11 protein-coding genes are annotated in these 13,611 nt (G+C 70.4%); 5 read left to right on the forward strand and 6 right to left on the reverse strand.

Annotated elements, in window-relative coordinates:
• Positions 1 to 11 precede the first annotated feature (11 nt).
• Positions 12 to 674 (reverse strand): TetR/AcrR family transcriptional regulator, encoded by a 663-nt coding sequence (locus IE325_RS13900; protein WP_190070352.1) that lies wholly within the window; start codon positions 672 to 674, stop codon positions 12 to 14.
• A 191-nt stretch (positions 675 to 865) separates the two neighbouring features.
• Here IE325_RS13900 and IE325_RS13905 point away from each other — a divergent pair, with 191 nt between their 5' ends.
• Complete coding sequence (locus IE325_RS13905; RefSeq protein ID WP_190070145.1) at positions 866 to 2,116, forward strand: YncE family protein; 1,251 nt, start codon at positions 866 to 868, stop codon at positions 2,114 to 2,116.
• Here the strand turns inward: IE325_RS13905 and IE325_RS13910 are convergent, their stop codons facing one another.
• The 5 genes from IE325_RS13910 to IE325_RS13930 form a co-directional block, all read right to left on the reverse strand.
• A complete protein-coding gene (locus IE325_RS13910; RefSeq protein ID WP_190070146.1) occupies positions 2,117 to 3,316 on the reverse strand; it encodes a glycosyltransferase in 1,200 nt (399 codons plus the stop codon). It abuts the gene before it with no gap.
• Positions 3,313 to 4,104, reverse strand: coding sequence for a MerR family transcriptional regulator (locus IE325_RS13915; RefSeq protein ID WP_190070147.1), 792 nt, complete (start codon positions 4,102 to 4,104; stop codon positions 3,313 to 3,315). The genes IE325_RS13910 and IE325_RS13915 overlap by 4 nt, the downstream gene beginning before the upstream one ends.
• A 65-nt stretch (positions 4,105 to 4,169) precedes the next feature.
• Entirely contained in the window at positions 4,170 to 6,029 is a 1,860-nt protein-coding gene (locus IE325_RS13920; RefSeq protein ID WP_190070148.1) for a cellulase family glycosylhydrolase, read from the reverse strand.
• 82 nt (positions 6,030 to 6,111) lie between these two features.
• Complete coding sequence (locus IE325_RS13925) at positions 6,112 to 6,765, reverse strand: tetratricopeptide repeat protein (protein WP_190070149.1); 654 nt, start codon at positions 6,763 to 6,765, stop codon at positions 6,112 to 6,114.
• Between the two features lie 43 nt (positions 6,766 to 6,808).
• On the reverse strand, positions 6,809 to 8,776 hold the full coding sequence (locus IE325_RS13930; protein ID WP_190070150.1) for an elongation factor G: 1,968 nt from the start codon (positions 8,774 to 8,776) through the stop codon (positions 6,809 to 6,811).
• A 254-nt stretch (positions 8,777 to 9,030) separates the two neighbouring features.
• On the opposite strand from IE325_RS13930, the gene IE325_RS13935 reads away from it, so the two are divergent.
• From IE325_RS13935 to IE325_RS13950, 4 genes are read left to right on the forward strand one after another with little or no spacing between them, the layout of a single operon-like run.
• Positions 9,031 to 9,501 (forward strand): (2Fe-2S)-binding protein, encoded by a 471-nt coding sequence (locus IE325_RS13935; protein ID WP_190070151.1) that lies wholly within the window; start codon positions 9,031 to 9,033, stop codon positions 9,499 to 9,501.
• Positions 9,498 to 11,864, forward strand: coding sequence for a xanthine dehydrogenase family protein molybdopterin-binding subunit (locus IE325_RS13940; RefSeq protein WP_190070152.1), 2,367 nt, complete (start codon positions 9,498 to 9,500; stop codon positions 11,862 to 11,864). The genes IE325_RS13935 and IE325_RS13940 overlap by 4 nt, the downstream gene beginning before the upstream one ends.
• A complete protein-coding gene (locus IE325_RS13945) occupies positions 11,861 to 12,715 on the forward strand; it encodes an FAD binding domain-containing protein (RefSeq protein WP_190070153.1) in 855 nt (284 codons plus the stop codon). The genes IE325_RS13940 and IE325_RS13945 overlap by 4 nt, the downstream gene beginning before the upstream one ends.
• A 15-nt stretch (positions 12,716 to 12,730) precedes the next feature.
• Positions 12,731 to 13,606 carry an AAA family ATPase gene (locus IE325_RS13950; RefSeq protein WP_229911807.1) on the forward strand — a complete coding sequence of 292 codons (876 nt, stop codon included), beginning with the start codon at positions 12,731 to 12,733 and terminating at the stop codon, positions 13,604 to 13,606.
• The last annotated feature ends 5 nt before the right edge of the window (positions 13,607 to 13,611 follow it).

The following is a 13,611-nucleotide window of genomic DNA, read 5'->3' on the forward strand; positions in this document are numbered from 1 at the left end:
CCGCCCGCGTCTCAGACCTGGGCGAGCGGTGGCCCGGACGGCTTGAGGATGCCGAGGAGGATCTTGACGAGTTCGTCGACGACCTCGTCGAGGGTCGCGTCCACCCACCCGGCGCTCCAGTCGTGCAGCAGCCCGTTGACGCTGCCGATGAACGCCGTCACGGCGAGACGGTAGTCGCGCGGCGCCGCCTCCCCGCGGACGACCGCGGCCGCCACCTCGGCGCAGACCAGGTCGATCCAGCGGGCACGGCGGGCCAGGCGCTGCTCCTCCAGGCGAGCGCTGACGCCGATGATCTCGACGAAGGTGATCCGGATACGGCGTGGATCGGCGGTGACGTTGGCGGCGTACGCGCGGAAGATCACCGTGGCGCGCTCGGCGAGCGGCAGGTTCTCCGCCTCCGCGACGGCGGACAGCACGGCCTCCTCCGCCCATGCGTTGACCTCCAGATGGAGGGCGGCCAGTACGTCTTCGAGGGTGCGGAACTCCTCGTAGAACTGACGCGTCGACAGCCCGGCGGCCTCGCTCAGCGCCGCCACGGTCGTGCCCCGGTAGCCCGGGTCGCCGCCGAACAGCCGGAGCGCGGCGTCGAGGAAGCGCCGCCGCCGCTCGGCCTGTCGCTCCTCGGCCGACTTGCCGCCGTAGCGGCCGCTGGGCGCCCTGAGCCTGCCCGCCACACTGTCCTCCCGCCGCTTCACCGATCCGACGGCCAATTTTGTCGTGTACGCGGTCTTGTGGAGAAGGGCACCCCCTCCTTACTTTTCAGTAAGTTGACTCTGAAAGCACTTGTGTTCAGATTCACCGCCCCGCTTTGGCATGCCCCACTCATGACGCCCGCCCACCCCTTTCAGAGGAAGAGAGAGCAGTCATGCCTGCCATCAGACCCAGGCACCTGTGCTCCGTAGCCGCCGCCCTCGCCCTGACCGTCTCCGCCTCCGCGACCGCCGCCTCCGCCGCCGACTCCTCCGCCGCCCTGCGCGAGGTGATGTTCGTCGGCAACAACTGGGACGGCACCGCCGACGTCATCAAGTCGTCCGGCGACTTCGCGAAGATCGGCCGGGTCAATGTCATCCCCGACAAGGACGAGCGGATGGCGGAGATCAACGCGAACCCGATCAAGTGGATCTACTTCATGGCGATCCGCAACAGCGTCGGCGAGGGCCACGACCAGTTCGTCGACGACATGTACTCGACCCCGGACGGGAAGTCGGTCGTCGTCTCGCGCCCGAGCTTCGCCGACGTGGTCTCCCTCGACCTGGCCACGGGCGCGGTCAACTGGCGCTTCCCCGTGTCCGGTTATCGCGCCGACCACATGGCGGTCTCCCCCGACGGCAAGCGGGTCGCCGTGTCGGCCTCGACCTCCAACACCGTGCACGTCCTGGACATCGAGAGCGGCAAGGAGCTGGGCAAGTTCGGCACCGGCGACAAGCCGCACGAGAACATCTTCACCCAGGACGGCAAGTACATCTACAACATGGCGATCGGCGATGTGAACACTCAGACCGACGCCCCCTGGCTGGACTGGACGAAGGGCGACCGGCGCATCACGGTCGTCGACGCGACCACGTACCAGCAGGTCAAGGTCATCGACATGCGGCCCAAGCTGGACGCGCTCGGCCTCACGGACTACTCGGACGCGGTCCGGCCGGCCGTGTTCTCGCCGGACGAGTCGAAGCTGTACTTCCAGGTGTCGTTCTTCAACGGCTTCTTCGAGTACGACCTGGCCACCGACAAGATCACCCGCACCAAGACCCTGCCGAAGAACCCGGCGACCAGCGACGACCGCACCACGTTCGTCAACGACTCGCGCCACCACGGCATTTCGATGAGCCCTGACGGCAGCAAGCTGTGCGTCGCGGGGACGATGGACGACTACGCCACAGTCGTCAATCGCACCACGCTCCAGGAGGGCCCGCTCATCACCGCCTCCAAGCCCTACTGGGCCACGGTCAGCGGTGACGGCAAGTCCTGTGTGATCTCCGAGAGCGGCACCGACCAGGTGACCGCCATCGACTTCGCCACCGGGCAGAAGCAGGTGTCGGTGCCGGTCGGTGACCATCCGCAGCGGGTCCGCCTCGGCCATGTGCAGAGCGGCTGGACGAGTCCCTCGGCGAGCTGATCAGCCCAGGGCCTTCAGGACCGCGTCCACCCCGTCCTCGGTCGCCATGTGCCGTGCGGCGACCGAGGCGGCACGCGCGTACGCCTCCTGCCGCACGGCCCGGCCGAGCGCGTCGGCGAGCCGTTCGGCGGTGAGGGAGGCGAACGGGATCGGGTCGGTGGCCGCCCCGATCGCGGCGAGCCGCCGTGCCCAGAACGGCTGGTCGGCCGTCACCGGCACCGGGACGGCTGGCACTCCGGCACGCAGGGCTGCCGCCGCGGTGCCCGCCCCGGCGTGATGCACCACGGCGGCCGTCCTCGGGAACAGCAAGGCGTGCGGTACGTCGCCGATGGTCAGGACGTCGTCACCGTCGACCGCGAGTCCGGCGCCGCCCGACTGGACGATGCCCCGCAGCCCGGCGCTCCGCAGCGCCTCGACGGCGATCCCGCTGAGCCGCTCGCCATGGCCGGCCGCCATGCTGCCGAAGCCGATGAACACCGGGCGCGCTCCGGCCGCGAGGAAGTCCTCCACCTCGGCGGGCAGCCGACGCTCCGGTGCGACGTACGGCCACCAGGTGCCGACGACGTCGAGCCCTTCGCGCCAGTCGGACGGCCGGGGCACCAGCGCCGTGCTGAAGCCGTGCAGGACGGGCCGGTTCGCCCGCTTCTGGCGGCGGCGCATCGCGGAGGGAGTGAGCGGGGGAAGGCCGAGACGGTGGCGTAGCGATGTGACCGCCTCGGCGTAGACCCGGTCGGCCATGCGCAGGGCAAGGCGTCCGGCGGCGCGGTTACCGAGGCGGCCCAGGGAACGAGGGCCCATCACAGTGGGCGGGAAGTCGCCGGTGGGGGCGTTGGGCTGGAGGTGGACGCCGAGCGTCCGGATGCCTCTGGACTCGGCGAGATGCCAGCCGAGCTGGGCGGTGGTCGCCGACAGCAGCAGGAGTTCCGTGCCGTCGTCCACCGCGTCGGCGAAGCCCTGGCCGAGCTCGGTGACGAACGCGGCGGCGGTGCGCATGAGTTCGCGCCTGCTCTCGACGCCGCGCTGCGCTCCCGGGCGGGTGGGCAGGCTCCGGAACTCCAGGCCCGCCTCCCGCACCAGCGACGCGAAGGCATCCGTCGTGGCCACGGTGATGTCGTGCCCGGCCTCTCGCAGGCCCGCCCCGAGACCCGTGTAGGGGGCGATGTCGCCACGTGATCCGGCGGCGGCGATCAGGATCCTCATCCGTTCTCCTCCTCACGGTCCACCCGGCGGGCCGCGTTCGCGTGGACGGCCCGGCACAGATAGGCGGCGAGGCCGGGCCGCTGCTGCGAGGGCGGGACGACGAGCGCGAAGGCGCGTGGATCGGCGGCGAAGTCGTCCGCGATCCGCCGGTGCATCTCGGGCGGGCAGGTGGTGAACCAGCGGGCGATGTGCAGCCGGTGTTCCTCGGCGAGATCCATGACCCGCTCGCCATCGGCGGGTTCACCCTCGTCAAAGGCCGCGAGCAGTTCGCCACGCCAGACGGCGGCCTCGCCCATGAGCTGCCGCCAGTCCTCCTTGGTGTGGCCGGCGGCGCGGGCCATCGACTCCTTCTGGCCCGCCGAGTCCTGCCACTTCAGCTGGGCGTCGGTGGCGTAGGAGAGGTCGAAGACGATCTCACCGAAGACGTCGAAGCGCTCCTGCGGGGTGAGTTCCACGCCCGTCTGCTGGACCTCGATCGCCTGCTCGGCGACCTCCGCCAGCCGCTGGAGCCGCCCGATCTCCTCGCTCAACTGCCTTACGCGGGATCGGAGATGCTCCAGGGCGTTGGCCTGTGGGTCCTTGAGGATCTCGGCGATCTCGTCGAGGGAGAAGCCGAGTTCGCGGTAGAAGAGGATCTGCTGGAGCCTGGCCAGGTCGGAGTCGTCGTACAGCCGGTAACCGGCGCCGCTGCGACCGCTGGGCGAGAGCAGTCCCGCCCGGTCGTAGTGGTGCAGCGTGCGCACGGTCACCCCGGCGAAGGCCGAGACCTGCCCCACGGAGTAGCTCATTCACCTGCCCTTTCGTCGGGACACAGCGTGCAGCCTGACGTAAGGGGAGGGTCAAACGGTGTTCGTCACCCGGCGTTCCGCGCCGCCCAGGCGGAGAGTTCGGACCGTGCGGCGTTCAGCAGCGTGGCCGAGGGAGCGGTCGCCCCGTTGGTGACCAGCGCGTAGTGCAGCACCCCGGAGTCCGTGTCGGTGAGCAGCAGACGGCGGCTGCCGGTGCCGCCCGGTTCCGCGGCGACGCCAACCGGGGTGGCCGGGGTGTACGCCGGGGGCGCGTAAGCGGTGCCCAGGTCGGAGACCACCGTGGTGGACCCGGTCGGGAAGGACGCCGGGAGGTGGAGTTCGGTCGGTGCCGTGCCGCTGTTGGAGCGCCACAGCAGCAGCCCGTACTGCCCGGATCCCACCAGCTGCGCCACGTTCGGCAGCGAGCTCGGCACCGGGTTCCAGGTCAGGGTGGTGTTGCCGTCGCGGGAGCGGTCCTCGTAGGTGAAGGCGACGTTCGTGCCGGAGGTGGCGCTGGGGTAGATCCGGTCGAGCAGCCGGGCGTCCTGGCGCAGCACCGGCTTGCCCGAGTCGTCGAGGCGTACGGCGGAGAGGTCCTCGTCGTTCCAGGCGTCGCCGGTGGTGAGGACCTTGTCCGGGTTGCCGTTCATCAGCTCGTGGTGACGTCCGTTGTAGATGTCCCACTGCCACTGCGTGCCGGAGAGGACCGGTCCGCCGCCGTCCGGGTTCGACCACCAACTCGCGCCCGGGACACGGGAGTCGAGGGCCTGGTACATGGCCTTGAGCACGGTCGGCGCCTTGTCGGAGACCGAGCCGGCCAGCGGGTGGCCGAACTCGCTGATGATGGCGGGTGTGTTCGTGGCCGTAGCGCGGTCGCGGACCGTTCCGAAGTCACCGGCGTACTGGCCGTCCTCCGCCTTGCCCCACATGAAGACGCCGGAGATGGCCTTCTGGTCGTAGAAGTGGGTGTTGAAGACGTAGCGCGGGCCGAGGGTGCCTGCGTCGAGGAGTCCGCCCTCCTGCTTCTGGAAGTCGAGGTTGGCGTTCCAGAAGAGGTTCGGTTCGGCGAAGAGCGGCTTGTCCTGCCAGCCGGCCGCGTCCATCCGGGCCCGGAACTTCTCGTAGAACGGCCAGAGCACGTCCCGCTCCCAGGTGCGGCTGGTCTGCCCGGAGTCGTAGCTCCCGGCATGCGGTTCGTTGTACGGGTCGAAGCCGAGGACGCCCGCGAACTCGGCGGCGGAGACGTTCTGCCTGAGGTACGCCATCGTCTTCTGCGCGGTGGCGAGGAAGGCGTCCTGGAGGCCGTACTCGTTGTGCCAGAAGTCGTACGACGCCTGCTTCACGGCCTCGTTCTGGGTGATGTTCTGGCCCCAGAAGAGGCAGATCCCGCAGGACTCGTCCGGGTAGTCCCCGGCGTCCACGGCCCACTTGGGGGCGCCGTCGCCCGAGTACCAGCTGTCGGGGTCGAACAGGTGCCGGGAGTAGAGGTCCTGGTGGAAGTCGGGGTAGACGCGGATGCCGGCGTCGAGGAAGGCGCGCATCTGGGCGGTGGCGGCGGCCAGAAACGCGGTGTCGACCTGGCCGCGCACCGGCTCCGCGTGGGCCCAGGACAGCAGGAAGCGGACGGAGTTGCCGCCGCCGAGGGCGCGCAGCGCGGTGGCGGACTTCTTGGCGTCGGCGACCGAGGCGAAGGGCAGACCGCCGTTCTCCTCCAGCTTGGTCTCGCCGGAGACGTTGTAGCCGCGCAGGACGATCTCGCGGCCGGCCGCGTCGACGAAGCGGCCGTTCTGCACGGTCAGCGGCGTTTCGTCGAACCAGAGGGAGTCGGGAAGGGTGGCGGCGGTGGCGGGTGAGGGGCCCGCCACCGAGAGGGATCCGAGGAGGACGACCAGAACAACCAGCAGACGCGCTCGTATGTTCGGCATGTCCACTACAGTCCGACAATGTCAGGACACCGTCAATACTGCTGACTCATGAGTAAGTTTCGAACTCGGTGCTCACATGGGCTCATCCCTGCCCCGTGAGGCTGTCGCGAGCCCCCGCCACCCATCGCAGGACGCCGTCCGCTCCGGCGCTCTCAGCCAACTCCTCGGCCTCCGTGAGTAGTTGCGCAGCCTCTTCGCGTCGGTCCTGCTGTGCGGCGAGGTGGGCGAGCCCGATCAAATTGGCCGCCACACCCGGCAGGAAACCGAGCTCGCGGCGCAGCCGGGTGGACTCCTCCAAGCGCTCGCGGGCCGCGTCGAGCCGTCCGGCCATGTGGTCCGCGATGCCGAGGTGCCTCAGGACGTAGGACACGGTCAGCCGGTCGTCGGCCCGGGTGGCGAGGTCGAGGGCACGGGTGAACGCGGGCAGGGCCGCGTCGGTGTCATCGCGGACCACCTGGTGGAAGGCGCCCAGCCAGAACAGCGCCTCGCCCTCGCCGCGCACATCGCCGAGCTCGCCGTACAGCCGCGCCGCGCGCTCGAAGAGCACCAGTTCGCGTGCGTCCTCGACCCGATCGTCCAGGAAACGGGCGTGGACGACCCGGCCGCGGGCGAGGGCGAGATCCGCCTCGACCGCGTCGAGTTCCCGGTCGGCGGACGCCAGTGCGCCGCTGTCGCCGCCGAACACGGCGTGCTCGTAAAGGAGTTGGGCCTTCTCTATTCGTGTGTCCGCAGTCATGCGGCGATCGTACGAACGTGACCCCGCGCCTTCACAACGACTTTCAGCCGCCCACCCTCCGGGTCAGGTTCAGCAGATACTCCTTGCGGTTCAGCGGGTTGAGGTCGGTGCGGCGGCGTTCCGGGAGGGTGCCGCGTGGGGTGGGCGCGTAGTGGTCGAAGGCGCTCTCCAGTTCGCCCTCGCCACGGGTCAGGCCTGGCAGTTGCTGTTCCAGTTCGTGGACATGGGCGGCGGGCACCGGACCCTCCAGGACGCAGGACGCGCCGCGGGTCTCCGTGGTCTGAGGCACCGCGCGCAGCCGGGCCAGCACCGGCAGCAGGGCGGCCAACGTGTCGGTCGGGGCCTCGATGCGGAAGCGGTGCATCGGCTCGTGCACCTGCGTGCCCGCCCGGCGCAGTGCCGCCAGCAGGACCAGTGGCGTCAGGCCGCGGAAGTCGTAGCCGGTACTGGACATGCTCTTGTCGAAGCCCTGGTGCGCATGGCTCTGCCGGGGCGAATAGCCGGAGTGGGTCATGGTGACCACGCAGTCGGGGATCTGCCAGCCGTGCGGGCCGCCCTGGTCGAGGGTCTCGCGGACGGTGTCCTCCACGGCCTTGAAGAAGGCGTACGGCATGGAGCCCAGCTCAACCTCCAGGCGGAACTCCACGCCGGAGCCGACCTGCGCGGGGTCGATGCGCAGGCCGACCGTGGCGAGGAAGGGGTTGCCGTCCTTCTTGTTGAACTCCACCGCCGCGCCCGAGCCCACGGGCCGTTCCACGCACAGCGGTGTCGTCTCGCGGAAGGTGACGTCGAGCCCGAAGTCGTCGGCGAGCGTGGCCTGGATGACCTCCTTCTGCACCTCGCCGTAGAGGGAGACGAAGGTCTCCTGCCGTACCTCGTCGTGGCGCAGGTCGATCAGGGGGTCCTGTTCGGCGAGGCGGGTGAGGGCTTGGTGCAGGGCCCTCCGGTCCGTGTCGCCGGCCGGGGCGACGATCGTTTCGAGGGTGGGCGGGGCGAAATGATGCCCGTATGTCTTGCGGGGCGTGCCGATGGCGTCGCCGATCCTGATGTCGGTCAGGCCCCAGAGCTTGGCGATGCGGCCCGCGGCCACCGACCCGGCTCTGGCGTCCGTGCCTTTGTCGAAGACGCTGATCGCGGTGATGCGGGTGTCTCCGAGGGCGCCGTCGATCCGTTCTCGCGTGCGCAGCGTCCCGGAGAACACCCGCGCATACGCGACCTTCTCCCCCGCCGGGCCCCGCTCCACCTTGAAGACGGTGCCCGATACGGGCCCGTCGGGGTCACCGTCCGCGGCCGGGAGCAACTCCCTGATGCCGTCGATCAGCGCATCCACCCCCGCACCGGTGATGGCGGAGCCGAAGTACACCGGGTGGACGAGGGCCTGTCGGGTCTGATCGGCGAGGGCCCTACGAAGACGACCAGCGGAGACAGCGCCCTCGACGTACTCCGCCAGCAGTTCGTCGTCATGGTCGGCCAGTACGTCGAGCGCCGACGGCGGCAAGCCAGGAACGAAGCGCGCGGCGCGACCGCCGAGGCCCTGCGCCACCCCCATCGGCACGACCGCCGCCGTCAGCCGCTCCGACACCGCCCGCAGTACGGCGTCGTACCCCGCCCCCCGTCGGTCGATCTTGTTCACGAAGATCAGCGTGGGGATCCGCAGACGCTGCAGCGTGCGCATCAGCACGCGGGTCTGCGGCTGGACGCCCTCGACGGCCGAGACGACGAGGACGGCGCCGTCGAGGACGCCGAGCACCCGCTCCACCTCCGCGATGAAGTCCGGGTGACCAGGCGTGTCGATGAGGTTGACCGTCACGTCGCCCAGCGCGAAAGAGACGACGGCGGACTTGATAGTGATGCCGCGCTGCCGCTCCAGCGCGAGGGTGTCCGTCCGGGTGTTCCCGGCGTCGACGCTGCCGATCTCGTCGATCACGCCGGCCGAGTGCAGGAGGCGCTCGGTCAGGCTGGTCTTACCGGCGTCTACATGGGCGAGGATCCCGAGGTTGAGCAGATGCACGAAGCGTCATGTCCTTCGATGAGGGGGTCGTTCCTTCCTGGGGGGACATGAACGCTGTGCGCATGAGGGCTCCTCGTTGCGTGACGACGGGACCCGTGAAGTGCATCAGGGCGGGCCCCGGGCCGGCAATGGATTAACGCTCAACGAACGCTGCCGCAGCACTCGCCGTGACACCGCGACGGCCATAGAGTGACGTACATCACGCCCGGCCGATGTTTCCCCACTCCCTTCTCGACTCGGCCTCTGGAGGGCATATGACCCACATCTCGCTGAAGGTGGACGGCACGACCTACGAGGACGACGTGGAGCCCCGTCTCCTCCTGATCCACTACCTGCGCGACCGCCTCGGTCTGACCGGCACCCCGATCGGCTGTGACACCTCGAACTGCGGATCCTGCACGGTCGACCTCGACGGCGAGAGCGTCAAGAGCTGCTCGCTGCTGGCCGTTCAAGCGGACGGCGGCGAGATCACGACGGTGCAGGGACTCGCCCAGGACGGGGAGTTGTCCGAGCTGCAGAAGGCGTTCCACGCGCGGCACGCGCTCCAGTGCGGCTACTGCACCCCCGGCATGATCATGGCGGCCCGCGATCTGCTGCGCGAACACCCGCACCCCACCCCCGACGAGGTACGGCACGGCCTGGAGGGCAACCTCTGCCGCTGCACGGGCTACCAGAACATCGTCCGGGCCGTGCTGGACGTCTCCGAGGAAGAGGTGAAGGCATGAGCGAGACCGTCGAGCGCGAGGTCGGCCGTGCCCGGGCCCGCAAGGAGGACGCCCACCTGATCACGGGCCAGACCAACTGGACCGACAACATCGCCGTCAACGGACTGCTGCACCTGGCGATCCTGCGCAGCCCGATGGCCCACGCCCGCATCGACCGCGTCGACGTATCCGCCGCCCTCGAACGCCCCGGCGTCATCGCCGCGTTCAGCGGACGGGACGTCGCGGAGGCCATGGGCTCGCTGCCGTGCGCCTGGCCCGTCGCCGAGGGCACCGTGATGCCCGACCACCCGCCGATCGCCGTCGACGAGGTGCGCTACGCCGGCGACCCGGTGGCGGTCGTCGTGGCCCGCGACCGCTACGCCGCCGCCGACGCGCTGGAGGCCGTGGAGGTCGACTACACACCGCTGCCCACCGTCCTGGAGATCGAGTCGGCGCTCGACGAGAACGCCCCACTGGTCCACTCCGACAAGGGCACCAACCGCTGCTACGACTACCGCACGACGGACGGCGACTACGCGGCCGCCAAGGCACGGGCCGATGTCGTCCTGACCCGGCGCTACCACCAGCAGCGCCTCATCCCGAGCGCGATGGAGCCGCGCGCCGTCGTGGTCACCCCGCTCGCCGCGTCCGGCGAGTTCACCCTGTACTCCTCCACCCAGATCCCGCACGTCCTGCGGGTCCTGCTCGCCGTCACCACCGGCATCCCGGAGAACAAGATCCGCGTCGTCGCCCCCGACGTGGGCGGCGGCTTCGGCTCCAAGCTCCAGGTGTACGGCGAGGAGGTCATCGCCCTCGTCCTGGCCAAGCGCCTCGGCAGGCCCCTGAAGTGGACCGAGTCCCGCTCCGAGGCCAACCTCGCCACCCACCACGGCCGCAGCCAGGTCCAGGACATCGAGATCGCCGCCCGCCGCGACGGCACCGTGCTCGGCCTGAAGGTCTCGCTGCTGGCCGACATGGGCGCGTATCTGATGCTGCTCAGCCCGGGCATCCCGATCCTCGGCGCCTCCATGTATCCGGCGATCTACAAGATGGGGGCCTACGAGTTCTCCTGCACCGGCGTCTTCACCAACCGCACCCCGATCGACGCCTACCGAGGCGCAGGCCGACCGGAGGCGACCTTCGCGATCGAGCGGATCATGGACGATCTGGCGGCCGAGCTGGGCATGGACGCCATCGACCTGCGGCGCCACAACTGGATCCGGCACGAGGAGTTCCCGTACACCACGATCGCGGGAATGACGTACGACAGCGGCAACTACGAGGCCGCCACCGACAAGGCCCTCGCCCTGTTCGACTACGACAAGCTGCGCGCCGAGCAGGCGGACCGCATCGACCACGCGGACACCGTCCGCCTCGGCATCGGCGTCTCCACGTACACCGAGATGTGCGGCCTGGCACCGAGCCGCTGGCTGGGCGAGATGCGCTACGCGGCCGGTGGCTGGGAGGCGGCGAGCATCCGGGTACTGCCGACCGGAAAGGTCGAGGTCATCACCGGGACCAGCCCGCACGGCCAGGGTCATGTCACGAGCTGGAGCCAGATCGCGGCCGATGTGCTGGGGGTGCCGTTCGAGGACGTCGAGGTGATGCACGGCGACACGCTGCTGGCTCCCCACGGCATGGACACGTACGGCTCCCGCTCGCTCGTCGTCGGTGGCGTCGCCGTCCATGAGGCGGCGCGCAAGGTGGTCGACAAGGCCCGCAAGGTCGCCGCGCATCTGCTGGAGGCCAATGAGGCGGACCTGGACTTCGCGGACGGCGCCTTCTCCGTGAAGGGCTCGCCCGAGGCGCGCAAGACCATCCAGGAGGTGGCCTTCGCGACCTTCGCCTCGCACGATCTGCCCGACGGCATGGAACCGTCGATCAACGCCGACCACGTCCTCGACCCCGAGACCTTCTCCTTCCCGCACGGCACCCACCTGTGCGCGGTCGAGGTCGACACCGAGACGGGTGCGGTGCATGTGCGGTCGTACGTGTGCGTGGACGACGTGGGCAAGGTGGTGAATCCCCTCATCGTGGAGGGCCAGCTGCACGGCGGCATCGCGCAGGGCATCGCGCAGGCGCTGTACGAGGAGGCCGTGTACGACGAGGAGGGCAACCTGCTCACCGGCACCCTGGCCGACTATCTGGTGCCGGCCGCCCCCGACCTGCCCGAGTTCCTCACCGACCGCACCGAGACACCGGCCACCTCCAACCCGCTCGGCGTCAAGGGCGTCGGCGAGGCGGGCACCATCGCCTCCACTCCGGCCGTGGTGAACGCGGTCGTGGACGCGCTGCGCCCGTTCGGCGTGCGGGACATCCGGATGCCGTGCACACCCGAACGGATCTGGCAGGCCCTTCAGCCCGGCAAGGAGGCGTCGGCATGATTCCCCCCGCATTCGAGTACGCCCGCCCCAGCAGCGTCGACGAGGCGGTACGCACCCTCGCCGACGGCGGTGAGGACGCCAAGTTCCTCGCCGGCGGACAGAGTCTGCTGCCGCTGCTGAGGATGCGGCTGGCCTTCCCCGAGCTGCTCGTGGACCTGGGTCGGGTCCCGGAGCTGCGCGGGGTGCGAGAGGACGACGGCACGCTGGTGATCGGCGCCATGACGACGCACCACCATGTGCTGCACGACCCGCTCGTGCGTCGGCACGCCGGTCTGCTGGCCGCCGCCACGGCCACGGTCGCGGACCCCGCCGTACGGCATCGCGGCACCCTCGGCGGCTCGCTCGCGCACGCCGACCCGGCCGGGGATCTGCCCGCGGTGGTGCTGGCCATGGACGGCGAGCTGGTGGCGGTCGGTCCCCGGGGCCGGCGCGTGATCCCGGCACGGGAGTTCTTCGTCGACTATCTGCAGACCGCGCTGGCACCCGACGAACTCCTGGTGGAGGTGCGGGTGCCCAAGACGGACGGCTGGGGCTTCAAGTACGAGAAGTTCCACCGGGTCGCCCAGGCGTGGCCGATCGTCGGCGTGGCCGCCCTGGTGCGGCGCGACGACGGGCACATCGCGGAGGCGCGGGTGGGTCTGTCCAACATGGGTTCCACGCCCCTTCGCGCCGCCACCGCCGAGGAGGCGCTGTCCGGCGCGTCCGACCCGGACGCGGTGGCCCGGGCCGCCGAGGAGGCGGCCGACGGCACCCGGCCCGCGCAGGACACCTCGGGCTCGCCCGAGTACCGGGCGCATCTGGCGCGGGTCCTCACCAAGCGGGCGGTGCTGGCGGCCGCCGGAATGGGGTGAGCGACGATCACCGGGATGGACGGCCCGGAACAGGTGCGGGCCCGCCTGGAGGACACGGGGTACCTCGTGGACGACGGGCTGGCCATCGCCTGCTTCCTGGCCCTGCGGCTGGGCCGGCCGCTGTTCTGCGAGGGCGACGCGGGCGTCGGCAAGACCGCGCTCGCGTCCGCCCTCGCCGAGGCCCTCGACGCCCCGCTGATCCGGCTCCAGTGCCACGAGGGCATCGACGCCTCGCAGGCCCTGTACGACTGGGACTTCCCACGCCAGCTGCTACGGCTGCGGGCCGCGGAGGCCGTCGGAGTGACCGACGCCGACCGGCTGGAGGGCGAGCTGTACGACCGGCGGTTCCTGCTGGCCAGGCCGCTGCTGCGGGCCCTGGAGACTCAGCCGTCGGTGCTGCTGATCGACGAGATCGACCGGGCCGACGACGAGTTCGAGGCGTTCCTGCTGGAGCTGCTGTCGGAGTTCTCGGTCACCATTCCGGAGCTGGGCACCCTGCGCGCCGAGACACCGCCGGTGGTCGTGCTGACCTCCAACCGCACCCGCGAGGTGCACGACGCGCTGAAGCGGCGCTGCCTGTACCACTGGTTCGACCATCCCGGCTTCGCCCGTGAACTGGCCATCGTGCGACGGCGGTTGCCGGGTGTGTCGGCGCGGCTGGCGGAGCAAGTGACGGCGCTGGTGCAGGAGTTGCGAGGGCACGACCTGCTCAAGCCGCCGGGCGTCGCCGAGACGATCGACTGGGCTGAGGCCCTCGACGCACTCGGCGCCGACGAGGTGGACGCGGAGCTGGCGACGGCCACGCTGGGGTCGGTCCTCAAGTACCGGGAGGACGCGCAGCGGGGCCGGGAACTGGACTTCGCCGCGGTGCTCGCCGTACGAGGGGCGTGAGGATC

The organism is Streptomyces lanatus, from assembly GCF_014655715.1.
GTDB lineage: Bacteria > Actinomycetota > Actinomycetes > Streptomycetales > Streptomycetaceae > Streptomyces > Streptomyces lanatus.

Bases quoted from the DNA above. Each gene is read 5' to 3' on its own strand.
- IE325_RS13905 (WP_190070145.1), top strand. From the start codon at position 866: ATGCCTGCCATCAGACCCAGGCACCTGTGCTCCGTAGCCGCCGCCCTC.
- IE325_RS13910 (WP_190070146.1), bottom strand. From the start codon at position 3,316: ATGAGGATCCTGATCGCCGCCGCCGGATCACGTGGCGACATCGCCCCC.
- IE325_RS13915 (WP_190070147.1), bottom strand. From the start codon at position 4,104: ATGAGCTACTCCGTGGGGCAGGTCTCGGCCTTCGCCGGGGTGACCGTG.
- IE325_RS13920 (WP_190070148.1), bottom strand. From the start codon at position 6,029: ATGCCGAACATACGAGCGCGTCTGCTGGTTGTTCTGGTCGTCCTCCTC.
- IE325_RS13925 (WP_190070149.1), bottom strand. From the start codon at position 6,765: ATGACTGCGGACACACGAATAGAGAAGGCCCAACTCCTTTACGAGCAC.
- IE325_RS13935 (WP_190070151.1), top strand. From the start codon at position 9,031: ATGACCCACATCTCGCTGAAGGTGGACGGCACGACCTACGAGGACGAC.
- IE325_RS13940 (WP_190070152.1), top strand. From the start codon at position 9,498: ATGAGCGAGACCGTCGAGCGCGAGGTCGGCCGTGCCCGGGCCCGCAAG.
- IE325_RS13945 (WP_190070153.1), top strand. From the start codon at position 11,861: ATGATTCCCCCCGCATTCGAGTACGCCCGCCCCAGCAGCGTCGACGAG.
- IE325_RS13950 (WP_229911807.1), top strand. From the start codon at position 12,731: ATGGACGGCCCGGAACAGGTGCGGGCCCGCCTGGAGGACACGGGGTAC.